The 24,487-nt window shown below is 71.7% G+C and carries 26 protein-coding genes; 16 read left to right on the top strand and 10 right to left on the bottom strand.

Features of this window, described 5'->3' with window-relative positions; genetic code table 11:
* Positions 1 to 89: 89 nt before the first annotated feature.
* Genes DEJ04_RS07065 through purS form a run of 4 tightly spaced genes read right to left on the bottom strand, consistent with a single transcriptional unit; the run spans position 90 to position 4,375 of the window.
* Positions 90 to 1,010, bottom strand: a complete 921-nt coding sequence (locus tag DEJ04_RS07065; RefSeq protein ID WP_111033674.1) for a 2-hydroxyacid dehydrogenase — start codon at positions 1,008 to 1,010, stop codon at positions 90 to 92.
* A gap of 13 nt (positions 1,011 to 1,023) precedes the next feature.
* Complete coding sequence (gene purL / locus DEJ04_RS07070) at positions 1,024 to 3,405, bottom strand: phosphoribosylformylglycinamidine synthase subunit PurL (RefSeq protein WP_258371330.1); 2,382 nt, start codon at positions 3,403 to 3,405, stop codon at positions 1,024 to 1,026.
* Positions 3,406 to 3,422: 17 nt separating this feature from the next.
* On the bottom strand, positions 3,423 to 4,118 hold the full coding sequence (gene purQ / locus DEJ04_RS07075) for a phosphoribosylformylglycinamidine synthase subunit PurQ (protein WP_027465024.1): 696 nt from the start codon (positions 4,116 to 4,118) through the stop codon (positions 3,423 to 3,425).
* Positions 4,119 to 4,123: 5 nt separating this feature from the next.
* Positions 4,124 to 4,375: a phosphoribosylformylglycinamidine synthase subunit PurS gene (gene purS / locus DEJ04_RS07080; RefSeq protein WP_017886272.1), complete on the bottom strand. Its 252-nt coding sequence runs from the start codon at positions 4,373 to 4,375 to the stop codon at positions 4,124 to 4,126.
* Between the two features lie 178 nt (positions 4,376 to 4,553).
* Between purS and DEJ04_RS07085 the strand changes: the two genes are divergently transcribed.
* Both DEJ04_RS07085 and DEJ04_RS07090 read left to right on the top strand, forming a co-directional pair.
* Complete coding sequence (locus DEJ04_RS07085) at positions 4,554 to 5,162, top strand: PadR family transcriptional regulator (RefSeq protein WP_181437757.1); 609 nt, start codon at positions 4,554 to 4,556, stop codon at positions 5,160 to 5,162.
* On the top strand, positions 5,159 to 6,703 hold the full coding sequence (locus tag DEJ04_RS07090; protein WP_111029803.1) for a DHA2 family efflux MFS transporter permease subunit: 1,545 nt from the start codon (positions 5,159 to 5,161) through the stop codon (positions 6,701 to 6,703). The genes DEJ04_RS07085 and DEJ04_RS07090 overlap by 4 nt, the downstream gene beginning before the upstream one ends.
* 104 nt (positions 6,704 to 6,807) lie before the next feature.
* On the opposite strand, the gene DEJ04_RS07095 is transcribed toward DEJ04_RS07090, so the two are convergent.
* Positions 6,808 to 7,629 (bottom strand): cytochrome c oxidase assembly protein, encoded by an 822-nt coding sequence (locus DEJ04_RS07095; RefSeq protein ID WP_111046659.1) that lies wholly within the window; start codon positions 7,627 to 7,629, stop codon positions 6,808 to 6,810.
* A gap of 166 nt (positions 7,630 to 7,795) precedes the next feature.
* Entirely contained in the window at positions 7,796 to 9,109 is a 1,314-nt protein-coding gene (locus DEJ04_RS07100) for an acyltransferase (protein WP_111046660.1), read from the bottom strand.
* Between the two features lie 169 nt (positions 9,110 to 9,278).
* Between DEJ04_RS07100 and DEJ04_RS07105 the strand changes: the two genes are divergently transcribed.
* Both DEJ04_RS07105 and DEJ04_RS07110 read left to right on the top strand, forming a co-directional pair.
* A complete protein-coding gene (locus DEJ04_RS07105) occupies positions 9,279 to 9,785 on the top strand; it encodes a Fur family transcriptional regulator (protein WP_246552610.1) in 507 nt (168 codons plus the stop codon).
* Between the two features lie 95 nt (positions 9,786 to 9,880).
* Positions 9,881 to 11,398, top strand: coding sequence for a catalase (locus DEJ04_RS07110; protein WP_035808050.1), 1,518 nt, complete (start codon positions 9,881 to 9,883; stop codon positions 11,396 to 11,398).
* A gap of 76 nt (positions 11,399 to 11,474) precedes the next feature.
* Here DEJ04_RS07110 and DEJ04_RS07115 read toward each other — a convergent pair whose 3' ends face one another.
* Positions 11,475 to 12,041: a GNAT family N-acetyltransferase gene (locus tag DEJ04_RS07115; protein ID WP_181437758.1), complete on the bottom strand. Its 567-nt coding sequence runs from the start codon at positions 12,039 to 12,041 to the stop codon at positions 11,475 to 11,477.
* Positions 12,042 to 12,145: 104 nt separating this feature from the next.
* On the opposite strand from DEJ04_RS07115, the gene DEJ04_RS07120 reads away from it, so the two are divergent.
* The 6 genes from DEJ04_RS07120 (at position 12,146) to DEJ04_RS07145 (ending at position 16,869) form a co-directional block, all read left to right on the top strand.
* Positions 12,146 to 12,430 carry a hypothetical protein gene (locus tag DEJ04_RS07120; RefSeq protein WP_110858837.1) on the top strand — a complete coding sequence of 95 codons (285 nt, stop codon included), beginning with the start codon at positions 12,146 to 12,148 and terminating at the stop codon, positions 12,428 to 12,430.
* A gap of 55 nt (positions 12,431 to 12,485) precedes the next feature.
* Complete coding sequence (locus DEJ04_RS07125; protein WP_111046662.1) at positions 12,486 to 13,037, top strand: hypothetical protein; 552 nt, start codon at positions 12,486 to 12,488, stop codon at positions 13,035 to 13,037.
* Positions 13,037 to 14,080 carry a peptidoglycan-binding protein gene (locus DEJ04_RS07130; RefSeq protein ID WP_111046663.1) on the top strand — a complete coding sequence of 348 codons (1,044 nt, stop codon included), beginning with the start codon at positions 13,037 to 13,039 and terminating at the stop codon, positions 14,078 to 14,080. Before DEJ04_RS07125 ends, DEJ04_RS07130 begins: the two co-directional genes overlap by 1 nt.
* Positions 14,071 to 14,673, top strand: coding sequence for an ATP-binding cassette domain-containing protein (locus DEJ04_RS07135; RefSeq protein WP_111046664.1), 603 nt, complete (start codon positions 14,071 to 14,073; stop codon positions 14,671 to 14,673). Before DEJ04_RS07130 ends, DEJ04_RS07135 begins: the two co-directional genes overlap by 10 nt.
* An 11-nt stretch (positions 14,674 to 14,684) precedes the next feature.
* Positions 14,685 to 15,761: a hypothetical protein gene (locus DEJ04_RS07140; protein WP_111029813.1), complete on the top strand. Its 1,077-nt coding sequence runs from the start codon at positions 14,685 to 14,687 to the stop codon at positions 15,759 to 15,761.
* Between the two features lie 223 nt (positions 15,762 to 15,984).
* Positions 15,985 to 16,869: a VOC family protein gene (locus tag DEJ04_RS07145; RefSeq protein WP_111046665.1), complete on the top strand. Its 885-nt coding sequence runs from the start codon at positions 15,985 to 15,987 to the stop codon at positions 16,867 to 16,869.
* A 26-nt stretch (positions 16,870 to 16,895) separates the two neighbouring features.
* Here DEJ04_RS07145 and DEJ04_RS07150 read toward each other — a convergent pair whose 3' ends face one another.
* Positions 16,896 to 17,681, bottom strand: a complete 786-nt coding sequence (locus DEJ04_RS07150; protein WP_111046725.1) for an SDR family oxidoreductase — start codon at positions 17,679 to 17,681, stop codon at positions 16,896 to 16,898.
* Between the two features lie 128 nt (positions 17,682 to 17,809).
* On the opposite strand from DEJ04_RS07150, the gene DEJ04_RS18665 reads away from it, so the two are divergent.
* From DEJ04_RS18665 to DEJ04_RS07165, 4 genes are read left to right on the top strand one after another with little or no spacing between them, the layout of a single operon-like run.
* The gene (locus tag DEJ04_RS18665) at positions 17,810 to 18,385 is read left to right on the top strand and encodes a hypothetical protein (protein ID WP_258371331.1); all 576 of its coding nucleotides are present in this window, start codon (positions 17,810 to 17,812) and stop codon (positions 18,383 to 18,385) included.
* Positions 18,382 to 19,029: a signal peptidase I gene (gene lepB / locus DEJ04_RS18670; protein ID WP_111091885.1), complete on the top strand. Its 648-nt coding sequence runs from the start codon at positions 18,382 to 18,384 to the stop codon at positions 19,027 to 19,029. Before DEJ04_RS18665 ends, lepB begins: the two co-directional genes overlap by 4 nt.
* Positions 19,026 to 19,844: a helix-turn-helix transcriptional regulator gene (locus tag DEJ04_RS07160; RefSeq protein WP_146248668.1), complete on the top strand. Its 819-nt coding sequence runs from the start codon at positions 19,026 to 19,028 to the stop codon at positions 19,842 to 19,844. Before lepB ends, DEJ04_RS07160 begins: the two co-directional genes overlap by 4 nt.
* Positions 19,845 to 19,882: 38 nt before the next feature.
* Positions 19,883 to 20,740, top strand: a complete 858-nt coding sequence (locus tag DEJ04_RS07165; RefSeq protein ID WP_111046667.1) for a helix-turn-helix domain-containing protein — start codon at positions 19,883 to 19,885, stop codon at positions 20,738 to 20,740.
* A 50-nt stretch (positions 20,741 to 20,790) separates the two neighbouring features.
* On the opposite strand, the gene DEJ04_RS07170 is transcribed toward DEJ04_RS07165, so the two are convergent.
* Complete coding sequence (locus DEJ04_RS07170) at positions 20,791 to 21,330, bottom strand: hypothetical protein (RefSeq protein WP_111029819.1); 540 nt, start codon at positions 21,328 to 21,330, stop codon at positions 20,791 to 20,793.
* 284 nt (positions 21,331 to 21,614) lie between these two features.
* Between DEJ04_RS07170 and DEJ04_RS07175 the strand changes: the two genes are divergently transcribed.
* Together DEJ04_RS07175 and DEJ04_RS07180 are read left to right on the top strand one after the other, a co-directional pair.
* Entirely contained in the window at positions 21,615 to 22,346 is a 732-nt protein-coding gene (locus DEJ04_RS07175; RefSeq protein WP_111046668.1) for an alpha/beta fold hydrolase, read from the top strand.
* A gap of 81 nt (positions 22,347 to 22,427) precedes the next feature.
* Entirely contained in the window at positions 22,428 to 24,047 is a 1,620-nt protein-coding gene (locus DEJ04_RS07180; protein WP_181437759.1) for an MFS transporter, read from the top strand.
* A gap of 67 nt (positions 24,048 to 24,114) precedes the next feature.
* Here the strand turns inward: DEJ04_RS07180 and DEJ04_RS07185 are convergent, their stop codons facing one another.
* Positions 24,115 to 24,432, bottom strand: a complete 318-nt coding sequence (locus tag DEJ04_RS07185; RefSeq protein WP_111046670.1) for a hypothetical protein — start codon at positions 24,430 to 24,432, stop codon at positions 24,115 to 24,117.
* Between the last annotated feature and the right edge of the window lie 55 nt (positions 24,433 to 24,487).

Raw genomic sequence — 24,487 nt, forward strand, 5'->3', positions numbered from 1 at the left:
AAGTCGTCGAGACGCCCCCGAATTCGGCGGCGTCTCGACGACACCGCGGCGTGCGAGCGATACGCCGGCGTGTTCGGAGCCGCAGCGCGTTAGAACTCGATCAGGTTCTCGAACGGGCGGCCCTCGGCCAGCGCGGCGACCTGCTTGCGCATCAGCTCGATCGACCGCGGCACGCTCAGGTCGGTGTTGCCGCCGACGTGCGGGGTGAGCACGGTGTTCGGCGTCGTCCAGAGCGGGTGTCCGGCGGGCAGGGGCTCCGGGTCGGTGACGTCGAGTGCCGCGAACAGCCGCTCCGACCGCAGCTCGGCGACCAGGGCGTCGGTGTCGACGACCTTGCCGCGCGCCACGTTCACCACGAGGGCACCGTCCGGCAGCGCCGCGAGCAGCTCCGCGTCGACCAGGCGTTCGGTCTCGGCGGTGAGCGGCGCGATGAGCACGAGCACGTCGGTCGTCGGGGCGAGCTCGGGCAGCTCGCCGAACGCGTGCACGTGCCGGCCGTCCTGCTCGCGAGCGGTCCGGGCGACCACCGTCACCTCGGTGCGGAACGCCTCGAACCGGGTGGCGATCGCGGACCCGATCGCTCCGTAGCCGACGACGGTCACCCGCCGGTCGGCGAGCGATCGGGTCTCGCGGGCGTCCCAGACGCCGTTGGCACGGTCGACCTGGAACGCCGAGATCTCACGGAGCGACGTCAGCGCGAGGCCGACCGCGAGCTCGGCGGTCTCGTCGTCGTGGATGCCGCGACCGTTCGCCAGCTGCGCGTGACCGGGCACGTGCGGGACGGCGTGCTCGTACCCGGCGCTCGGCAGCTGCAGCAGCTGGAGCTCGGGCAGGTCGTGCACGAACTGCCAGCGGTGCCGCCCCTCGAAGTAGAACGGCAGGAACGTGATCGCGACGTCGTCCGGGCGACCGTACGGCGACTCGACGTCCCAGACGTCCAGCTCGATGCCGTCCGGCACGGGGCCGAACCGGTCGACGAGCTCGGCGAAGGGCAGGGTGACGATCGGCATCCGCGACCCGGGCCTAGGCGTCGGTGCGCGGCGAGAAGGCGCCGTCGGAGTCGAGCGGACCGCGGCCGACGTACCCCTCGGTGACGTCCTCGACGATCACGTCGCCGAAGCGGGCCGGCAGCGTCGCGGCGTGGGTGCCGCGCAGCTCGTCGACCGTGGCCTCGAACGCGCCCTGGACCTCGAGCGTGCTCGACGTCGCGTCGGTCACGCCGATGCGCAGCACCGGGAAGCCCCGGCCGTCGCACATGCCCTGGAACCGCACGTCGTCCTCGCGGCGGACGGTCACGATGACGCGACCGGTCGACTCGGAGAACAGCGCCGTCGCTGTGTCGATGCCGTCGCGGGTCTCGAGCTCGTCGAGGACCACGCGGGCGCCGATGCCGAAGCGGAGCACGGACTCGGCGAGCGACTGGCCGAGGCCGCCGTCCGCAAGATCGTGTGCGCTGGTGAGCAGCTGCTCACCGGACGCCGCGTACAGCAGCTCGGCGAGGGCCTTCTCGCGCTCGAGGTCGACCGCCGGCGGACGCCCGCCCAGGTGCCCGTGCACGGTGCCGGCCCACGCGGAGCCGTCGAGCTCGAGGCTCGTGGTGCCGAGCAGGTAGATGTTGTGGCCGTCGTCCTGCCACCCCGACGGCACGCGCTTGGCGACGTCGTCGATGATCCCGAGCACGCCGACGACGGGCGTCGGGTGGATGGGGGTCGAGCCGGTCTGGTTGTAGAACGACACGTTGCCGCCAGTGACCGGGATGCCGAGCTCCATGCAGCCGTCGGCCAGGCCCTCGACCGCTTCGGAGAACTGCCACATGACCTCGGGGTTCTCGGGGGAGCCGAAGTTCAGGCAGTCGGTGACGGCGGCGGGGACGGCACCGGTGACGGCGACGTTGCGGTAGGCCTCGGCCAGGGCCAGACGTGCACCCTGCTTCGGGTCGAGCTGGCAGTAGCGGCCGTTCGCGTCGGTGGCGATGGCGACACCGAGGCCCGTCTCCTCGTCGACGCGGATCATGCCGCCGTCGTCGGGGAAGGACAGCGCGGTGTTGCCGAGCACGTAGGTGTCGTACTGGTTCGTGACCCAGTTCTTCGACGCCAGGTTCGGCGAACCGAGCAGGCTGAGGAACTGTGCCTTCAGCGCGGGGCCGTCGGCCGGTCGGTCGAGCGAGGCAGCGGTGTCGGCCTGCAGCGCGTCGATCCAGGTCGGGTAGGCGACCGGGCGGTCGTAGACCGGGCCGTCGACGGCGACGGTGCGCGGGTCGACGTTCACGATCTCCTGGCCCTGCCAGTCGATGACGAGTCGGCCGGTGCCGGTGACCTCGCCCAGCACGCTGGTCTCGACGTCCCACTTGCCGACGACGGCCAGGAACTCGTCGAGCTTGTCGGGGCGGACGACCGCCATCATGCGCTCCTGGCTCTCCGACATCAGGATCTCTTCGGCGGTGAGCGTCGGGTCGCGGAGCAGGACGTCGTCGAGCGAGATGTGCATGCCGCCGTCACCGTTGCTCGCGAGCTCCGAGGTGGCGCAGGAGATGCCCGCGGCGCCGAGGTCCTGGATGCCCTCGACCAGGTCCTTCTGGAACAGCTCGAGGCAGCACTCGATCAGGACCTTCTCGGCGAAGGGGTCGCCGACCTGCACGGCCGGACGCTTGGTCGGGCCGCCCTCGGTGAAGGTGTCGGACGCCAGGATCGACGCGCCGCCGATGCCGTCGCCACCGGTGCGGGCACCGAACAGGACGACCTTGTTGCCGGCACCGGATGCGTTCGCCAGGTGCAGGTCCTCGTGGCGCAGGACGCCGACCGCGAGGGCGTTGACCAGCGGGTTGCCCTGGTACACCGGGTCGAAGTAGGTCTCGCCGCCGATGTTCGGCAGGCCGAGGCAGTTGCCGTAGAACGAGATGCCACCGACGACGCCGTGCACGACGCGTGCGGTGTCCTCGTGGTCGATCGCGCCGAAGCGGAGCTGGTCCATCACGGCGACGGGGCGGGCGCCCATCGAGATGATGTCGCGGACGATGCCGCCGACACCGGTGGCCGCGCCCTGGTACGGCTCGACGTAGGACGGGTGGTTGTGCGACTCGACCTTGAAGGTCACCGCCCAGCCGTTGCCGACGTCGACGACACCGGCGTTCTCACCCATGCCGACCATCAGGTTCTTCGTCATCTCCGGCGTGACCTTCTTGCCGAACTGACGGAGGTAGTTCTTCGAGGACTTGTAGGAGCAGTGCTCGCTCCACATCACCGAGTACATCGCCAGCTCGCCCGAGGTGGGGCGGCGGCCGAGGATCTCCTTGATGCGGGCGTACTCGTCCGGCTTCAGGCCCAGCGCGTCGTACGGCTGCTCCTTGTCGGGGGTGGCTGCCGCGTCCTGCACGGTGTCGGGCTTCGGGCGAACGGGTGTCGTCACGGTGTCGTTGTTCCCTGTCACTTGACGAGCGCGTGCTCGATCACGGAGGTGAAGAAGGTCAGGCCGTCGGTGCCCGAGGCCATCGCAGCGGGGGTGTCCGGGCCGAAGCCGGCCTCGGTCGCGTGCTCGGGGTGCGGCATCAGGCCGACGACGTTGCCGCGTTCGTTCGAGACGCCGGCGATGTCGTCGATGGAGCCGTTCGGGTTCACGCCGACGTAGCGGAACACGACCTGGCCGTTGTCCTCGATGCGCTTGATGGTGTCGGCGTCCGCGACGAAGCGGCCGTCGGCGTTCTTCAGCGGGATGGTGATCTCCTGCTGGGCGCTGAAGCCGGAGGTCCAGGCGGTCGCGGTGGTCTCGACGCGGAGCTTCTGGTCGCGGCGGATGAACTGCTGGTGCGCGTTGCGGGTGTGTGCACCGGGGACCAGACGGGCCTCGGCCAGCATCTGGAACCCGTTGCAGATGCCGAGCACGGGCATGCCCTTGCCGGCAGCGTCGATGACCTCGGCCATGATCGGGGCCTTCGCGGCGATCGCTCCGGCACGCAGGTAGTCGCCGTACGAGAACCCACCGGGCAGCACGATGGCGTCGACGCCCTGCAGGTCGTGGTCGCCGTGCCAGAGGGCGACGGGGTCGGCACCGGCGAGACGGACGGCGCGCTGGGCGTCGCGGTCGTCGAGCGAGCCGGGGAACGTGATGACGCCGATGCGCATCCGGGTCACTGGCCTTCGACGGTCACGGACACGACGTCCTCGATGACCGCGTTCGAGAAGACGTCGGCTGCGATGTCGCGGACCTCGGCGAGCTTGGCGTCGTCGACGGGGCCGTCGACGGTCACCTCGAAGCGCTTGCCGATGCGGACGTTGGTCAGGTCGGCCTTGCCGAGGCGGGCCAGGGCGTTGCCCACGGCCTTCCCCTGGGGGTCGAGGATCTCGGCCTTGGGCATGACCTCGACGACGATCGTTGGCACGTGTTCTCTCCAGCACTTCAGGGGTGGGGGGACGCGACCAGTCTACGGGGCGCGCGCGACACGCCGGGACGGCCACGGGCCTCCAGACCGGCCCTTGCTGTGCGGTTGTTCATGTCTGTTCCAACGCGTATATTCCACTTCGAATAGTCAACAACGAACAAGCGGACTGGAGGCACGTGTGCCGTCGCTCACGCCACTCGCGTTCGCCGCGCTCGGGCTCCTGGCCGAGGGGCCGACGCATCCCTACGAGATGTTCCAGACGATGACGCACCGACGGGACGGTCGGAACGTCAAGGTCCGGCCCGGCACCCTGTACCACCAGGTCGGCCGCCTGGTGGAGCTCGGCCTCGCCGAGATCGTGGGGACCGACCGGGCGGGCAACCGTCCGGAACGCACCACCTACGCCATCACGGACGAGGGGTGGACGGCCCTGCACGACGGGCTCGTCCGGCTGATCGCCGAACCGGCCGAGGAGTACCCCGTCTTCCACCTGGCCGTCGCAGAGATCGAGAACCTGTCGGTCGACGAGGCCGAGTCCGCCCTCCGTGCGCGGGTCACCGCACTCCAGGCCCAGCGCGACGAGGCGGACGAGATCCTCGAAATCGTCCGAGCGAAGGACCTGCCCGAGCGGTACTGGCTCGACGTGTCGTACGTGCGTGCCATGCTCACGACGCAGATCGAGTGGCTCGCCGCCACGGCCGACCGGATCGCCGCCGGCCACATCTCCTGGGACGCCTCCGTCGCGTCCGCAGACACCACCACGAACAGCAAGGAAACCACTCGATGACCACCGTCACGCCTCCGCGGACGACCGAGAAGAAGCCGTGGCCTGCCCTGTGGGCACTCGTCGTCGGGTTCTTCATGATCCTCGTCGACTCGACCATCGTGTCGGTCGCCACCCCCACCATCGCCCAGAAGCTCGACGCGGACATCAACTCCGTGATCTGGGTGACGAGCGCCTACCTGCTCGCCTACGCCGTGCCGCTGCTCATCACCGGCCGGCTCGGTGACCGCTTCGGCCCGAAGGTCATGTACCAGATCGGCCTCGTGGTCTTCACGCTCGCCAGCCTGTGGTGCGGCCTGGCCGGCTCGATCGAGGTGCTGATCGTCGCCCGCGTCGTGCAGGGCCTCGGCGCCGCGATGATGAGCCCGCAGACCATGTCGGTCATCACGCGCATCTTCCCGCCGCAGAACCGCGGCGCGGCCATGGGCCTCTGGGGCGCCGTCGCCGGTGTCGCGTCGCTCGTCGGCCCGATCGTCGGCGGCCTGCTCGTCGACGGCTTCGGCTGGGAGTGGATCTTCTTCGTGAACGTCCCCGTCGGTGTCGTGGCGTTCGTGCTCGCGCAGCGCTTCGTGCCGTCGTTCGAGCGGCACGGACACCGCTTCGACTACCTCGGCATCTTCCTGTCGGCAGCGGGCCTGTTCCTGCTCGTCTTCGGCATCCAGGAGGGCGAGACCTACGACTGGGGCGTCATCGCCGGCCCGATCTCGGTGTGGTCGCTCATCATCGTCGGTCTCGTGGTGCTCGCCGGCTTCGTCGTCTGGCAGGGCGTGCAGAAGGGCGAGCCGCTGCTGCCGCTCGGCCTGTTCAAGGACCGCAACTTCACGCTGGCCAACGTCGCCATCACGGCCGTCGGTGTCGCGATCGCGTCGTTCGCGCTGCCGATCATGCTGTGGGCCCAGGACGTCCTGCGCTTCTCGCCGACCCAGGCCGCACTGCTCCTCGTGCCGCAGGCCGTGCTGTCCGCCGCGCTCGCGCCGATCGTCGGCAAGAACCTGAACCGCTGGAACCCGCGCTGGGTCGCCTCGTTCGGGCTCGCCTGCTTCTCCGTCGGCCTGTTCTGGTTCGGCGCCCTGCTGTCGAGCGGTGCCGAGTGGGGCTGGGTGCTCCTGCCGAGCGCCCTCCTCGGTCTCGCCAACGCCTGCATGTGGGGACCGCTGTCCGTCTCGGCGACGCGCAACCTGCCGCCGAAGCTGGCCGGTGCCGGCTCGGGCGTCTACAACACCACCCGCCAGATCGGTGCGGTGCTCGGTTCCGCCGGCATCGCGGCCCTGATGGAGGCCCGGATCACCGCGAACTTCCCGGCGTCGTCCGGTGGGGCCTCGGCCGGTGGTGCCGAGCAGCAGGTCGGCGCGCTGCCGGGCTTCCTGCTCGAGCCGTTCTCCAAGGCCATGGGTGAGTCGCTCTACCTGCCGGCGATCGTGCTGATCGTGGCCATCGTCGCAGCGCTGTTCCTGGCGAAGCCGAAGCAGACCGTCGCGTGGCAGCAGACCGGCTCGGTCACCACGCAGCCCGACGCCGAGCCCGCGGGGGCCCCGTCGAAGTAGGGCGCGAGCGCTTCGGCGCCCAACGAGTGAGCAGAAGAAGTCGAGTCACCTCCGGGTGCTCGACTTCTTCTGCTCACTCGTGTCGGGGACTCACCCCCCGCCCGTCAACTGCGGCGCTGCAGGTGCGCTCGGGTCAGCTCGTCCATCTGTTCGTCGGTCAGGGCGTCGACGTCCCGGGCCTCGCGGCGGTCGGTCCGCTGCCACCGGATGAACAGGGCGACGAGCACGGGGATGTCCGCCACCTCGGCGATGAACCACAGCAGGTCGCCCGCCAGGTGCTGGTCCTGCAGGGGCGACGGGTACCAGGCCCGCCCGACCACCGGCACGAGGGACCCGTCGAGCACGTGGTTCGTGATCCGCAGCACGATGCCGGGCACCGCGTCGATGACGAGCTCGACGAACGCGAGCAGGAACTCGGCCGTGGCGAACGTCGACGAGACGAGCACGCCGACCTCGGACAGCGGCGCGAGCAGGCCGAACCCGAGCGCCGGCACGGTCACGGTGATGACGGCGGCCCAGGCGGGGGACTCCCGGATCACCGCCGAGAACGGGGTGAGCAGGACGGCGAACAGCGCGAGCGCGACCAGCGGGGCGACGATCGCGTTGCCGAGCAGCCGCACCGGACGTGACCCCATGACCGCGTCGGCGACCTGCGCAAGGCGAGCCGGGCCTCCGATCCGGAGCAGTGCGACGGGCGCACCGAGCGCGGCGAAGGTGGGGACCGCGAAGAACAGCAGGGCGGCCCGCAGGACGAACGCCCAGCGCAACCGCTCGTCGTCGACGCCGACGATGCCGAACTGCAGCACGCCGAACAGCACGAGCGCCGTGGCGAAGGCGAGCGTGCGCCACCACGGCCACCGGGCACCCCGTCGGACCGCTCCGACGACCCAGCGGCCGTAGGCGAGCGCGGCGACGACGAGGAGCACCGCCGCCAGTGGGTCGAACCGCCAGGTGCTCCAGAACTCGGGTGTCGACGGCGTGGGGAGCCTCCTGGGGATCAGGCGGACTCGTCCTTCGCGCCGCCGGAACCATCCTCCGTCCGCCCGACGTCCGCCGTTGGTCCGTCGTGGCCCCGCGACGGTGAGAACCGGTTCAGATCCGGGCGACCCCGGGTGCCGGGACGGTCCGTGACAGCAGCCAGACGCCCACCGGTACGGCCACGGCGCCGACGAGCGCGACGCCGAACGACAGGTGCAGCTGCATCACGAGGAACGCCGGGCCGATCGTGCAGAGGGCGGCAACCGCGACGACCGGCCACGACGGACGGTCGGCCGACGGCAGCAGCCGGGGGAGCGGCCGGTCGAACCAGCGCAGGGCCCGGGCCACCCCGATCGCGACGGCGAGCACCACCACGAGTGCGACGATGCGCGACGCCCACCACGGACCGGAGCCCGGCGCCGGGAACGGCACCCCGACGAGCAGGGCGATGCCGTTCAGTGCGATGAACAGCGGCAGGTGCCACAGGTAGATCGTCATGCCGTCGCGGCCGAGCACGAACACGGCCCCGAGCGCGGCACGGGTGCGCATCAGCCGGGTGAGCGGCGCGTGCACGAGCTGGACCAGGCAAGCCTGCGCGATCGCCAGGAACGCCAGCGGGAGCATCGGCGGGTTGAGGTCCTGCAGCATGTCCGGTGCCCAGAGCCCGACCGAGGTCATCGGCACGAGCACGGCGTACGCGGCGACGGCGATGCCGAGCAGGAGCACCTTCGAGCGGCGAGCGAACCAGCCGTCGGCCCAGAGGAAGCCGAGCTGCTGCGCGAAGAGCCACACCGGCCCGAGGTTGAGCAGGCCGACCTCGGCGACCCCGGTGGCCAGGCGGACGGCGTCGACCGCCCCGGCGAGCACGAGCAGCACGGCGAGGGTGGCCCACGGTGCTCGCTCGTGCAGGCGCATCATCACGGGGACGCAGCACTGGGTGATGCCGTAGGCCGCCAGGAACCAGAGCGGCGAACCGATGCCGAACGCGACCTCGGCCAGGAGCTCCGGCGGCGTGCCAGCGGCCGTGGCGACCCCGAGCCCGAGCGCGAGGAACACGAACAGCGGCACCGCGGGCCGGAACAGCCGCACCAGGCGGGTGGCCAGGAAGTCGCGGGCGGGGCTCGGCGCACCACGGGCGACGGTGCTGCGCCAGCCGACGGCACTCGCGAACCCGCCGACCACGAAGAACAGCGGCATCACCTGCCCGACCCAGGTGGCAGCGACGTACCAGGGGAGTTCCTGCAGCGGGCTCGTGACCCGCACCCCCTGGTCGTCGGCGGCGACGCCGACCATCGTGACGTGCACGATGACGACGAGGACGACGCAGGCCGTCCGGATGAGGTCGACGACCAGGTCCCGCTTCGCGATGATCCCCCGGACGTCCGCGGTGCTGTTCGCCTGTTCAGGTAGACCCTGGCTCGTGGACATGTCCGGACGTTAGCGTGCGGAACGGTCGGTCCAGTGTCGTCCCAGCTGATCGCGACCGGATCGTGACACTTCGTATTCCGGTGGCGGCATGCGTCCCCTCGCTGGCCGGCAGCAGAAGCTCGTGTACAGTGAACGCGTTGTCTTGATTCCTGCAAAAGAAAGGCTCAGCATGGACGCCGACGCCGATCTGCTCCGTTCCTCGGGGCTCCGGGTCACGACCCCGCGACTCGCGGTGCTCCGAGCGACCGACTCGATGCCGCACGCCACCGCGGACGACATCGTCACCGCGCTCGCCGTGGAGCTGCCGACCACCAGTCACCAGGCCGTCTACGGCGTGCTGAACGCCCTGACCGGCGTCGGGCTCGTCCGCCGCATCGAACCGGCCGGTAGCCCTGCCCGGTACGAGCGCCGCACCGGTGACAACCACCACCACATCGTCTGCACCCTGTGCGGCGCGATCGAGGACGTCGACTGTGCGGTCGGCCACTCGCCCTGCCTGACCCCGTCCGAGACCCACGGCTTCGCGGTCACCACCGCCGAGGTCACCTACTGGGGCATCTGCGAACGCTGTGCAGCGGCAGAGCGCGACGACGCGGAACACGACGACGCAGAGCGCGATCACCCAGACGCGCCCGGTGCGAACGCGCAGGCCCCCGGAGCCCCCACGCCCGCCTGACGGCGACCGCCCACCGCACCGGCCGCACGACGCGCCGGACCCCGAACCACCCGAGCACCCCTGACCGAACCAACGTCCCACCTCCAGGAGGAACCGTGTCCGACCAGAACACGCCGACCGGCACCCCGACCACCACGACCAACAGCGGCGCACCCGTCTCGAGCGACGAGCACTCGATGGGCGTCGGGGCCGACGGCCCCCTCGCGCTGCACGACCACTACCTGGTCGAGAAGCTCGCCCAGTTCAACCGCGAGCGTGTCCCGGAGCGGGTCGTGCATGCCAAGGGTGGCGGTGCCTTCGGTACCTTCACCGTCACGCAGGACGTCTCCCGCTTCACCCGTGCCGCGTTCCTGCAGCCGGGCAAGCAGACCGAGATGCTGGCCCGCTTCTCCTCCGTCGCTGGCGAGCAGGGCTCCCCGGACACCTGGCGCGACCCCCGCGGCTTCGCGCTGAAGTTCTACACCGAAGAGGGCAACTACGACCTCGTCGGCAACAACACCCCGGTGTTCTTCATCCGCGACGGCATCAAGTTCCCCGACTTCATCCGCTCGCAGAAGCGTCTGCCGGGTTCGCACCTGCGCGACCACGACATGCAGTGGGACTTCTGGACCCTGTCGCCCGAGTCGGCGCACCAGGTCACGTGGCTGATGGGCGACCGTGGCCTGCCTGCGAGCTGGCGCGAGATGGACGGCTTCGGCTCGCACACCTACCAGTGGATCAACGCCGAGGGCGAGCGCTTCTGGGTGAAGTACCACTTCATCACCGAGCAGGGCCACAAGACCCTGACGCAGGAGGACGCCGACCGGATCGCCGGTGAGGACGCGGACTTCCACATCCGTGACCTGCACGCCGCGATCGAGCGTCAGGACTTCCCGCGCTGGACCCTCAAGGTGCAGGTCATGCCCTACGAGGACGCCGCGACGTACCGCTTCAACCCGTTCGACCTGACGAAGGTGTGGCCGCACGCGGACTACCCGCTCATCGAGGTCGGCACGATGGAGCTCAACCGCAACCCGGAGAACTACTTCGCGCAGATCGAGCAGGCGACCTTCGCCCCCTCGAACTTCGTGCCCGGCATCGCGGCGAGCCCCGACAAGATGCTCCTGGCGCGCATCTTCAGCTACGCGGACGCACACCGCTACCGCGTCGGCACGAACCACGCCCAGCTGCCGGTGAACGCCCCGAAGAACGAGGTCCACTCGTACTCGAAGGACGGCGGCATGCGCTTCGACTTCCAGAAGTCCGAGGTGCCGGTGTACGCGCCGAACTCGCTCGGCGGTGCGCACGCCGACCCGAACGCGACCGACGACGCCCCGGGCTGGGAGTCCGACGGTGCACTGCAGCGTTCCGCCGCGACCCTGCACCCGGAGGATGACGACTTCGGCCAGGCCGGCACGCTCGTCCGCGAGGTCCTGGACGACGCCGCCCGTGAGCGCCTGGTCGGCAACATCGCCGGTCACGTCTCGAAGGTGACGCGCGACGACCTGCGCGAGCGTGTGTTCGCCTACTGGACGAACGTCGACGCCGACCTGGGGGCGCGCGTGCGCGCCGCGGTCGCGCCGAGCGCGCCGGGCTCCAACGAGGACCCGGAGAAGGTCGCGGTCGAGGCGTAAGCCCCGCTGCACGACCTGACGGACGGGAGGCCCGGTACCAGCTGGTACCGGGCCTCCCGTCCGTTGGTCGTTGCGTCTACACCTGCTGGCCGTTCAGCCAGATCGGACCAGCGGGCCAGTCCTCGAGCTGCGCTGCCACCGGCAGCGCCATCCAGCCGCCCTGCTCGGTGTTGCTGACGCCCGCGCCCTCGGCGGTGAACGCCGAGAAGGTGCCGACGGCCTCGGGGAACTCGTGCCAGCCGAGCTTCGCGTAGAAGGGGATGCGGTCCTCGCCGGCGCCGAGGAACCCGAAGGGCACGCGGAGTCCCTCGAGGACCGCGGCGGTCCGGGTCATCAGCTCGCGGCCGACGCCGGTGCCCTGCAGCCGGGGCGACACGGCGACCAGGCCGGTGTCGCCGACCAGGACGTCCTGCCCGCCGACGGAGATGTACATGCGGCGGATGCCGACGTGGGCCAGGACGACCCCGTCGGCGTCGTGCGCGAGCACCCGGCGTTCCGGCTGCATGCCGGACCAGCTCCGGCCGCCCACGTACCAGTGCGACCAGTCGGGGAAGGCCTGCCCGAGCAGCGCTGCGATCGCTTCGTGGTCGGGGAGCGACAGCGTGCTCTCCTCGACCACCTCCCACCGGATGTCGTCAGTCACGGGTCCATCCTGCACGGATGTGGTGGTGATCGTTGCGTTCTCGTACCGACCGGTAATACGTTAACGGTGACATCGGAGTGGTGTCACAATCAAAGGGGAGATCGATGTCGATCAAGAACGTCGTACTGGGTGCGGTCGTGCTGGGGAGTGTCGTGGGCGGCGGGATCGCGGTCGACACCGTGACGGCGCCGGAGGCGAGTGCGGCGACGTGCTGGCGGAAGGTGACGCAGAGCACGGGCTTCAACGAGTCCGGTTGTGGTCGCGCTCAGCACTTCAACCGTCTGCGGAGCGGGACGATGAAGTGGGGGAACGTGGTCGGTGGCAACAAGTGGTCCTACCAGGCTGCCTGCTGGACCAACATCGCCCAGTACGGCATGACCCGGGCCTGACGCGGTGATTCGGAGCGGGCTTCGGGGAACAACGATCGTCGGGGCTATCGCCGCCGTGGGGCTCGTCGGCTGTGCCCAGGCGGATGCTGCACCCCGGGTCGTCGATCCGTCAGGTTTCTCCGCGGCCGGGCCGTGGGCGGGTGAGTTCGCGGAATCGGCCTCCGACACCAGTTCCTACCAGCGGCAGATCCTCTCGGACGGAACGATCTCGGCGCGGGAGGTCGCAGATGCGCAGTCCCGCATGAGCGCATGCATGCGGGATCTCGGCTACGACTACACGACAGCGGAGGACGGCACGTCCGAAGCTTCGCCGCTCCCCGGGCGGAAGGCTGAAGACGCCGCGGCCGTGAACGATTCGAAGTCGAAGTGCGCGAAGGACTTCGACAGCGACGTGACCTACCTGTTCAACGAGGTCCGGCGGAACCCGGAGAAGCAGGACGAGGCAACGATCACCGTCGCGTGCCTCCGTGCTGCGAGACTCGTCGACGACACGTACACCGAACGTGACTGGCGTGATCAGAACGACGACGGGAACTTCTCCTTCTCGCCGTGGGATCCCGCAGCCGTACAGTGTCGGCTGGACCCCCTCGGACTCTGGCGGCAGTGATGCGCTTCCCGTCTGCAGCGCTCCTGGCGCTCGGGGCGATGGTGGTCGCGGCGGCGACGGCCGCCGCCCTCGTGGTCGCTGTGCCGGCCGAGGTCCCGGCCGCACTCCGGACGGCAGCCCCCGCGAGCACTGTCCGGGTGACCGAGCGCACCGATGCCGATGAGCGACAGGTGCAGCTCGCACTCGACATCGGTGCCCCACGGTTGGTCGTGACGTCGCGGAGCGGCACGGTGACGACATCGACGTGCTCGACCGGGGCACCCGTGCGGAGCGGGGACGTCCTCGCGCGGGTCGACGGACAGCCGGTGCTCGCACTTGCCAGTGACGAGCCGCTGTGGCGCGACCTCGAGCTCGGCGACCGCGGGGCCGACGTCAGGGGGTTGCAGCGGGAACTCACGCGACTCGGTGCTGGATTGAGCATCGACGGCATCCTCGGTCGGGGCACACTCCGTGCTGCGCAGCAGTTCCTGGTCGACCGAGGCGTCGACCGCGACGACCTGCCCGACGACGTCGTACTGCGGGACCCGTTCGCATGGGTGCCAGCCGCCGAGAACGCCGTCCTGGCGTGCGTGGCTGTCGTCGGGGCAGCGGTCGGCGCCGACGGTGTCCTCGTCGAACTCCCGGCCGAACTCCGCGGTGCACGCATCGAGGCGCTCCCGGTCGATCCGGCGCCGGGGGAGCGCGTGCTGCGGATCGGGAACGTCGACGTCCCGACCGACGCCGCCGGCGTGGTCTCGTCGCCGACGGCCCTCGCCGCGATCACCGCCCTGCCGGAGTACGCGGCGACGGTCGCTTCGGCGGACGGCGCACCGACGGTGGCCGCGACGTGGACGCTCAGTCGCCCACGAACCGTCCAGGTGGTGCCACCGACGGCCCTCTGGGACCTCGAAGGTGACCGGGCGTGTGTGCAACCGACGACGGGGCGGCCGCTCCGGGTCGAGGTCCTCGGGTCGGAACTCGGGCAGTCGTTCGTCCGGGTGCCCGGCGGACGAACGCTCGACCGGATCCGTGCCGTGCCGGACCGGTCCAGCTCGTGTCGGTGACGCTCGAGGGCGTCGGACACGTCTGGTCGAACGGCACCGTGCTGTTCGACCGCGTCGACCGCACCTTCGCCGAGGGGACCGTGACCGCGGTCGTCGGGCCGAGCGGTTCCGGCAAGTCCACGCTGCTCGCGATCCTCGCCGGGATGCTCCGTCCGACGCGCGGTGCCGCCGTCCGTCCGCCGGGCTGTCGGCCGCTCTGGGTCTTCCAGAACCCGTACGGGGTGGCCCGCCGCCACGTGCTCGACCACGTCGCGCTGCCGTTCGTCGCCCAGGGCGCGGATCGTCGGACCGCAGACGTCCGGGCGCTCGAGGTCCTCGAGCGCTTCCGGCTCGGTTCGCGGGCGCACGCGCGGTTCGCCGAACTGTCCGGTGGTGAGGCGCAACGCCTGATGCTCGCGCGCGCCATCGCCAGCGCGCCGGGACTGATGCTGGTCGACGAGCCGACGGCGCAACTCGACCGGGCGACAGCGATCGAGGTGAACCGTGGGATCGGTGCGCTCGCCGCGTCGGGGACGGTCGTCGTCGTCGCCACGCACGACGACGCGACCCGTGACGCCTGCGACGGAGTGCTCGATCTCGGGCGGTACCGATGAGCCTTCGCCGGATGCAGGTGACCGAGGTCTGGCGTGAGGCGTGGCGCGACATCGCTTCCGGAGCCTCGTGGGCAGCGACGTCCGCTGTCGTCCTCGCGGTGCTGCTCAGCGGTGTCGTGGGCCTGCGCGCAGCCGCGGTCGCCGATGACGTCCGAGCGGCTGCGGCGTTCGTCGCGAGCGGTGCGGCGACGACCGTCCAGCGGGCCGAGGGCCGGATCGACGGCCGCGTGTGCGATGCGCTCGTGGACACCGAAGGGGTCATCGCGTCCGGTGCGTTCCGGCGCCTCGACGCCGGGGTCGTCCCCGCCGCGCTGCCGGGCTCGGCGATCCCGACCTACGAGGTGACTGCCGGGGTGCGTGGTCTGCTCGGCGGCTCCGATGCCGACGGCACCGCGGGAGTGATCGTCTCGCCCACGGTGCACGAGACCCTGGGTCTTGCTGCCGGCGATCGCCTCGTCACGGCGGGCGGTGCGGGCACCGGAGTCGCCGGCGTGTACGACTACCCCGACGACGGCCGGGACCCCGACCTGGAGTACTCGGTCCTCGCGCCGACGGTGGACGACGGGTCGCCGTTCGACGCCTGCTGGGCGACGGTGTGGCCGCAGCGCGACGACACGGTCTCGATGCTCCGGCGCACCGTCCTGCCGGCGAGCGGGGCCGAGGGTGAAGACCGACCGACCGCCGGGCAGCTCAACCCGACGCTGGGCGCGGTCTTCACCCCCGCGGCGCGGCAGCCAGCGCTCGTCCCGTTCGGTGCAGCGGCCCTCGCGGGGCTGACGATCGGCGGGGCAGCGGTCGCACGGCGTCGGCTCGCCCTGGCCTCCGATCGGCACGTCGGGGTACCGCGGAGTGCGCAGGTCCTCGGCGTCGTCCTGCAGCACCTGGTCTGGGCATCGGTCGGGGCGGTGGTCGCGACGAGCGTCGCGGTGGTGTCGGTGCGTGGCCTCGACGTCGACGACGCGCTGCCGATCGTGCGCGAGGCAATCGCGATCGCGTCCCTCGGGCTCGTGGGCGCGCTGCTCGGTGGGGCGCTCGCCGCGGCCGCGATCCGCGAGCGCGCGCTGCACCGCTACTTCCGCTCCCGCTGACCGCGGCCGGCGGGGCGGACGCGCGCCGGGCCTCCCGTCGCCTGCGCGCCCCGTCCGCTGTGCGCCCCCGTGCGCCAAAGCGACAGATCGCCGCGAACCGTTCGCAGCGATCTGTCGCGTTGGCGGGTGCCTCGCGCCGGGATTGCGTGGATCTGTCGCTTTGGCGCAGGCGATCGACGCCCATTTGGTTGACGCGTCAACTAAATAGGCGCACACTGGTGCCATGCACACGCAGGACCTCCTCGCCGCCGACACCGGGATGGGTGCCGTCACCCTCCGCGTCGCGAACCTCGACCGGATGATCGGCTACTACCGCGACGGCGTCCAGCTCTCGCTGCTCTCGAACGAGGGCGGCGTCGCCGTCCTCGGGCGACCGGGCGCCGGTGGCCTGGCGGTGCCGATCGTGATCCTCGAGCACGCGCCGTCCATGCAGCACGCCGGCCCGCACGACGCCGGCCTGTTCCACACCGCGATCCTGTTCGACACCCGGGCAGACCTCGCCGCGGCGATGTACTCGGTCGCAACGAAGTTCCCGCAGACCTTCACCGGCAGCGCCGACCACCTGGTGAGCAACGCGTTCTACTTCACCGATCCCGAGGGCAACGGCGTCGAGCTGTACTGGGACCGCGACCGCACCGAGTGGTCGTGGACGCACGGCATGGTCGACATGGACACGAAGTACGTCGACCCGAACGCGTTCCTGCAGTCCCACCTGACGCAGGACGCCCTGGACACCGCCGCGGCACGCCCGGGCAAGGTCGGCCACGTGCACCTGTCCGTCGGCGACGTCGACGCCGCGCGCTCCTTCTACGTGGACACCCTCGGCTTCGAGACCACCGCCGGCTTCGGCGAGGCACTGTTCGTCAGCGCCGGCGGCTACCACCACCACATGGCGATGAACACCTGGAACTCACGTGGGGCCGGGCGCCGCCAGCTCGCGCTCGGGCTCGGACTCGTGCGGATCGAGGTGCCCGGGTCGGACGACCTCGGTGCCCTCGTCGCACGCATGCACGACACCGGGGTGCAGACCGCGGACGACGGCCGGACGGTCGCGTTCGAGGACCCGTGGGCGAACCGCATCGAGGTGACCGCGCCCGGTCGCGGCTGACGAGCGGGTCGCGAGGGGCCGACAGGTCAGGCGCTGTTCGAGATCCCGCCGTCCGACTTCAGCAGCTGTCCGTTCACCCACGCGCCCTGCTCCGAGCAGAGGAACCCGACGAGCGCGGCGGTGTCCGACGGGCGTCCGAGCCGGCCGAGCGGGGTGCCCTCGACGGCCCAGCCCTTGACCTCGTCGGACATCCAGCCGGTGTCGTTCGGGCCCGGGTTCACCACGTTGGCGCTGACACCGAGGCTGCCGAGCTCCTTCGCGGCGCCGAACACGATCCGGTCGAGCGCGCCCTTCGACGCCCCGTACGGCAGGTTGTACGCGATGTGGTCGCTCGTCAGGGCGACGATCCGGCGTCGGTCGCGCGGTGCGGCGTCCCCGGCGAGCTCGAGCCCGGCCGCGTAGGCGTGCACGAGCAGGAACGGTGCGCGGGCGTTCACGGCGAAGTGGCGGTCCCACGACTCGACGGTCGTGGTGCGGAAGTCGGAGTCGACGGACTCGCAGTGCGACATGACGAGGGCGGTGACCGGGGCGCCGGCTTCCGCCTCGGCGCGGCCGACGAGGGCGGCCGCCTGCTCCGGGTCCTCCAGGTCGACCGGGAGGCGCGTCACCCGTGCTCCCGCCGCCTCGCACTCCTGCACCACCGACTCGACCCCGTCCGGGTCCGCCCCGCCGCTCACGCGGTCGTCGTAGGGCCCCCACCACGAGATGGCGAGGTCCCAGCCGTCGGTCGCCAGCCGGGTGGCGAGCGCTGCGCCGATGCCGGCTCTGCGGCCCACGCCGGTCACCAGGGCGAGTGGTCGTGCGGACGTCATGCGTGCCTCCTGCTCCGGCGCTCCGTCGCGCCGATCGGCACCCAGTCTGCCGGAACCGGCCACCCGTGTGACCATCGCACCCGGTGTCCTGTCGGCGGACGGCCGACCGCGGGGGCCAAGATGGACGGATGCCACGCACACGACGGCCCTCCCGACCGGGGCGCGGACCCCGCGGCGGTCGCCCGGATCCCCGCGACCTGCCGCTCGAGCACGTCCGCGACCGGATGTCGTCGTACATCTACGGCAACATCACGGTGCTCGCCGTCGCGATCGCGGTGAACCCGGAGCAGATCCACCACGGCGCCGCGGTGGCGACCGTCCTGGCGACCGCGGTGCTGACGTACCTGGCGCACGTGCTCGCGCACCTGGTCGCGCACGGACTCGGCGACGACGGCGAGGAATCCGCTGCGGACCGCGCTGCGCGCAGCGACTCGGTCGCGACGATCATCCGGAACGCCAACCCGATCGCGACCTCCGGCATGATCCCGGCGGTCCTCTACGCGGCTGCCTGGATCGGGTGGCTGCCGGCCGAGTGGGCACAGATCGCGGCGACGGTGATCCTGGTCGTGCGCATCGGGCTGGTGGGCGTGTTCATGCAGCGGTTCAGCGGGAAGCAGCCGACGTTCCTCGGGCTGTGGGGCGGCATCGTGCTGGCCGCGGTGGCGTTCGTGATCGGTGTCGTCAAGGTGGTGTTGACGCATTGAGTGACACGCACGCCCACGCCGAACCTCACTCCGAACCCGCCCCCGACAGCGAGCCGAAGCGCGGCGGGCTGCGGTTCCTGCGCGACCTCGTCATCATCGTCGTCGTGGCGCTGTTGGCGTCCTTCCTGGTCAAGGCGTACCTGGTCCGCGCGTTCTCCATCCCCTCGGGCTCGATGCAGAACACGCTGCTCATCGGGGACCGGGTGCTCGTCAACGAGCTCGTGCCCGGGGTCGTCCCGCTGCAGCGCGGTGACGTCGTGGTGTTCCAGGACCCGGGCGGCTGGCTCGGCATGGGCCAGGGCGATGACCTGATCAAGCGGGTCATCGGCCTGCCGGGCGACACGGTGTCGTGCTGCGACGCCCAGGGGCGCCTGTCGGTGAACGGGCACGCGGTGGACGAGCCCTACGTCGTGCTCGAGCGCGGGTCGGACCGTGTCGCCGGGAAGGACTTCGAGATCACCGTGCCGAAGGGGCGCATCTGGGTGATGGGCGACAACCGGTACGACTCCGCCGACTCGCGCGTGCACGGCACCGTGCCGGTCGACGACGTCGTGGGGCGGGCCTTCGTGACCACGTGGCCGATCTCGCGGTGGTCGGTGCTGTCCCGGTACGGCGACGAGTGGGACCGGGTCCCGACGCCGTGACCACGGACGACGAGGGCTTCGGCTACGAGACCGGCGGGGACGACGACCTGTCGATCCACCGGATCGCGACACCGGGCAAGCGGTCGGGGACGATCGGTCCGCGCCCCGACCACGTCGTGTTCTGGCTCGCGGACGGCCGGGCCAGCCTGACCGCCGACGACGGCGAGCACTGGGAGGTCGGCGCCGAGCGGCCGATGATGCTCTCGGCGTCCGTCGCGTACGGGTTCGAGACCGACGCGACCGCCACGACGCTGCTGCACCTGTCACCGTCGCTGCTCGGCGACACGGGGGAGTCCTCGGTGTTCGGGCAGCCGGACGCGGCCGATCCCGCACTCGAGCCGCTGCGGGCACTGCTGCGCGAGGCCTCCGGGCGCATCCTCGACCCGGCCCTGCCCGCCGACGACCGTGCGGCCCTGAACCGGCGGATCGCGACCGTCGTCCTGTCGACCTTCGCCCGGTCGCGAGCGGACGTCGCGGACCGGATGCGGCGGGCGATCGGCTTCGTGCACGACCACGCCGACCGGACGCTGACCGTGGCGGACGTCGCAGCGGCCTGCGACCTGAGCGAGCGCGGCCTGCAGGACCTGTTCCGCCGTCGTCTCGGCGTCACCCCCATGCAGTACCTGCGCGAGGTCCGGCTCGACCGGGTGCACCTGGAGCTGGGGCGGCCGGGTTCCCGCGCGCTGCTCGTCAGCGAGGTCGCGCGGCGGTGGCGGTTCACCCACCTCGGGCGGTTCGCGGCGTACTACCGGGAGCGGTTCGGGGAGCAGCCGCACCAGACCATCGCGCGGAGCGGCACACCCGGAGAACGGTAGTTCTCGCGTTCTTTGCGGATTCCGGCTATCCTGCTCGCGTGGATGCGCGACGGTCCGAACTGGGGCAGTACCTCCGCGCCCGTCGGGCACTCGTCCAGCCCGAGGACGTCGGCCTCACTCGCGAGCCCGGACGACGAGTGGACGGCCTGCGCCGTGAAGAGGTCGCGCGGCTCGCGGGCATCAGCCCCGAGTACTACCTGCGGCTCGAACGCGGCCGCGATCACCAGCCGTCCGACCAGGTGCTCGTGGCGCTCGGCCGGGCCCTGCGGCTCGACCACGAGGCGGTCGACTACCTGCGCCGCCTCGCACACGCCGAACGCCGCCGCCCCGAGGGGGTCGTGCCGCCGGGGCTCGACGACTCGGTCCGGTCGCTCCTGGCGCAGTGGTCGCACACCCCGGCGTTCGTGATGGACCGCAACCAGGACATCATCCTGTCCAACGCCCTGGCGAGCGCCCTCGGCCCCGGGTACATGGAGCCGGGCGCGAACCTCGTCCTGCAGATGTTCTCCGAGGCGTCCCGGCAGCACGCGGCCGAATGGGACCGCACCGCGCACCGGGTCGTCGCCGCACTCCGGTTGCATGCCGAACCCGAGGATCCCCGGCTGCAGGAGATCGTCGGCACGCTGACCCTGCAGGACCCGGACTTCGCCCGCATCTGGGCCCGGCACGACGTCGCCGTGCAGCGCACCGGGATCTCGCGGCACTGGATCGACCCGATCGGCTGGGTCGAGTTCCGCTGGCAGAACCTCGCGATCCCGGGCAGCTCGCACGTGCTCGTGACCTTCTGGGCCGACCCCGGCACCCCCGCAGCCGCGGCCGTCGCGTACCTCGCCGCGCAGGTGCAGCAGGGCACCGCGCGCCGGCAGCCGGTCGCGGGCGAGACCGCGGTGGGCTAGCCAGGCGCTCGCCGCGGGCGTCGCAGCCGCGGCGGTCGCTGCGCTCCCGGTCAGGCGGTCGTCGCGCCCTCGTCGAGCAGCCCCCGGAGCGTCGTGAGCCGTGCGGCGGACTCGTCGTCCGCCGCCGTCCACACCACGAGCACGTGCTCGGGGTCCTCCAGCCGACGCAGTTGCTCCCACCGCAGGTCGATCCGGCCCACGAGCGGGTTCTCGAACGCCGACTCCCCGCGGCGAGTCGGCCGGACCGCTCCGCCGGCCCACTCGGTCGCGAACGTCGTGCTCCGGGCCATCAGCTCGCCCAGGAGCTCCTGGAACCGGTCGTCGGCGTCGTGCTCGTCCAACGAGTCCCTGAGCATCGCGGCGGTGCGGTGCGCCTCGGCCTCCCAGCCGTCCACCGAGTCCTCGACCCAGGGGTTCAGGAAGGTGAACCGCGCCAGGTTCGTGCCGACGGTGAGGGACGCGGACAGGGCACCGGCGAGCCGGTTCGCCGCCACGACGTCCAGGTGGCGGTCGAAGACCACGACCGGTTCGGCGAGCGCGTCCACGAAGTCCTGGGCCGACGTCGTCGTCGTGCCGTCCTCGTGTTCCATGCGATCACGCTAACCGGCCGCGCCGTGGAGCAGGGGGGAGAAGGGGGCCCCGGCGGGGACCCCGTCGCCGTGCCTCCGCCCCGCAGGGGGACCCCGGCACGGTGTGTCCGACTGTCGGAGGGCACCGTGCGCCGCACCCGGAGCCGCCGGCACGGGCTGTCGTCGGGGGTGACGGGCAACGACAGGGACACGACGACGCAGCACCCCCAGCCCTAGCGTGACGACGCCGGGACCCCCCCGGTCCCCGCAGCACCCCAGACGTTCGTCACGAAGGAGACCCGCACATGGCTGCACCCACCATCGTCCTGGTCCACGGCGCGTTCGCCGACTCCGCCAGCTGGGAACCCGTCACCCGCGAGCTGCTCGACCGCGGCCACACCGTCCTCGTCCCGCCGGTCTACAACCGGAGCCTCGCCGAGGACGCCGCCTCGATCCGCGCCGTCGCCGAGCACGTCGACGGGCCGGTCGTCCTCGCCGGTCACTCGTACGGCGGGGCCGTGATCACCGTCGCCGGCGAGGCCGAGAACGTCGTCGGACTCGTCTACGTCTCCGGCTACGTGCTCGAGGTCGGCGAGAGCCTCGGGCAGCTGCAGGGCGGGTTCCCCGACTCGGACCTCGCCGCGAACCTGGTGTACACGCCGTACCCGGTCGCCGGCGCCGAGGACGGCACCGACGTCTCCGTCGCGATCGACGCGTTCCCGCAGGTCTTCGCCGCCGGGGTCGACCCGCGCGTCGCCGAGGTGCTCGCCGTCTCGCAGCGCCCGCTCTCCGGCGCGGCCTTCGGCGAGCCGGCGTCCGCCGCCGCGTGGAAGACCACCCCCGCGTGGGCGATCGTCTCGTCCGACGACCACACCATCAACCCCGAGGTCGAGCGCTTCGGCTACACCCGCGCCGGCATCACCGACGTGACCGAGCTCGCCGCCCCGCACCTCGTCATGCAGACCCACCCGAAGGACGTCGCCGACGTCATCGAGCGGGCCGTCGCCGCGACCAGCGCGACCGACGCCGCCGCCTGACCCGACCATCCCTGGAGGCGCGGCGTGCGCCCGACGCGCACCGCGCCTCCAGGATGTCCCCGTCCCACCCCAGGAGGCGACGTGACCACGGAACGCACCACCCCAGCACCCCGCGGCGGCGCCCTGGCGCCGCTCGCGATCCCGGTCTTCCGCGCCCTGTGGATCGCGGTGCTGGTGAGCAACATCGGCAGCTGGATGCAGACCGTCGGCGCGCAGTGGCTGCTCGTCGACGAGCACGCCGCACCCGTCGTCGTCGCCCTCGTGCAGACCGCGTCGAGCCTGCCGGTGCTGCTCGTCGGGATCCCCGCCGGGGTGATCGGCGAGTTCGTCGACCGGCGGCGGCTGCTCATCGGGGTGCAGGCGTTCCAGGTGGTCGTCGGCGTCGTGATGACCGTGCTCACCGCGACCGGCGACATGACCCCGGCGCTCCTGCTCACCGTCACGTTCCTGCTCGGGACCGCCTCGGCGCTCCAGCTGCCCGCGTACCAGGCGCTCGTACCCGAGATCGTGCCGCGCGCCGCCATCACCGACGCCGCGGCGCTCAGCTCCGTCGGCGTCAACGTCGCCCGGGCGATCGGACCGGCGCTCGCCGGGGTGGTGATCGCGCAGCTCGGCGTGCCGTTCGTGTTCGCTGCCAACGCGCTGTCGTTCGCGCTCTTCCTGGTGGTGCTCGTCGCCTGGCGCGGCTACCAGCGCCCCGAGACGCGGGCCGAACCGTTCATCGACGCGACCCGCGCCGGGCTGCGGTACGTCCTGCACGCGGCGGTCGTCCGCCGGCTGCTCGTGCAGCTCGCCGTCTTCATGGTGCCCGCGAACGCGCTGTGGGCACTCCTGCCGCTCGTCGCCGACGGCTCGCTCGGCCTGTCCTCCGGCGGGTACGGACTGCTGCTCGCCGCCGTCGGCATCGGATCCGTCGGCGGGGCGTTCCTGATGCCGGCGGTCCGTGCGCGGCTCGGCATCGGCCGCACGGTCGGCATCGCCTCGGTGGTGTTCGGTGTCTGCACCACCGTCGTCGCGCTCGTCCCCGTGCTGGCGGTCGTCCTCGTCGCGCTGCTGGTCGGCGGGGTGGCCTGGATCGCCGTGGTGACGACGCTGAACGGCACCGTGCAGGCGTTCCTGCCCGCCTGGGTCCGGACCCGCGGGCTCGCCGCCTACCAGCTCGTGCTCTTCGGCTGCACCGCGATCGGTGCGGCGCTCGCCGGCGCGGTCGCCACGCCACTCGGGGTGACGGGCGTGCTCGCCGGGGCCGGCCTCCTCACCGCGCTCAGCGCCGCAGTGCTGCTCGTGTCCGGGTTCCCGGTGCTCACCGACCGGCAGCGCGCCGTGACGCCGATGCCGTTCGGGGACGAGGTGTTCGTGGCGGACGACCACGGCACGGCGACGGGGGAGACCCTCGTGCTGGTGCACTGGACGGTCCCGGCGGACGCGGTCGACGAGTTCCGGGCGCGCGCCGAACGGCTCGGGCGGAGTCGTCGGCGGACCGGTGCCCGTGACTGGAACCTCTACCGGGACGCCGCGACCGGGCCGGGCGCCTGGGTGGAGGCGTTCCGGGTGGGGTCGTGGCAGGAGCACGTCGACCAGCACGAGGTCCGGCAGACCGGGGACGACGCGCGGACCCTGCAGGCGGTGCGCGAGGTCGCGGGCGAGCCGCGCGTGGAGCACCTGGTCGCGGAGGGGGTCGGCAGCCCGTCGTCGGGGTGACGGGTGGGGTCGGCGGCCGGTCGTGGTGGCGGGTGGTGTCAGCAGCCCGTCGTGGAGTCGGGTGGTGTCAGCAGCCGGTCGTGGTGAGGGTCACCGTCGCGACCGCTCCGTCGGACACCTTGGTCGTCTGCGGGCAGAGGTCACCGGCGCGGACCGTGACCTTGCCGAGGGGGACGCCCGCGAAGTCGGCCGTTCCACCCGGGAACACCCGCTGGTGCTCGGAGAGCTTGCCGGTCGAGGCGAACACCTTGACCTCGTAGGGGTGGTCGGCGGCGTTCGACGAAACCGTGACCGACACCTGGCCGGTGGAGTCGTGGGCGCCACAGCCGGCGAGGGACAGGAGCGCGGCCACGCCGAGGACGGTTGCGGGGACGACTCGGAGCACGACGACCAGGGTACGCCGACGCGCCCGACGATCTGCGCCCTCCGGACTGGGGCCA

Source organism: Curtobacterium sp. MCLR17_044 (assembly GCF_003234435.1).
GTDB lineage: Bacteria > Actinomycetota > Actinomycetes > Actinomycetales > Microbacteriaceae > Curtobacterium > Curtobacterium flaccumfaciens.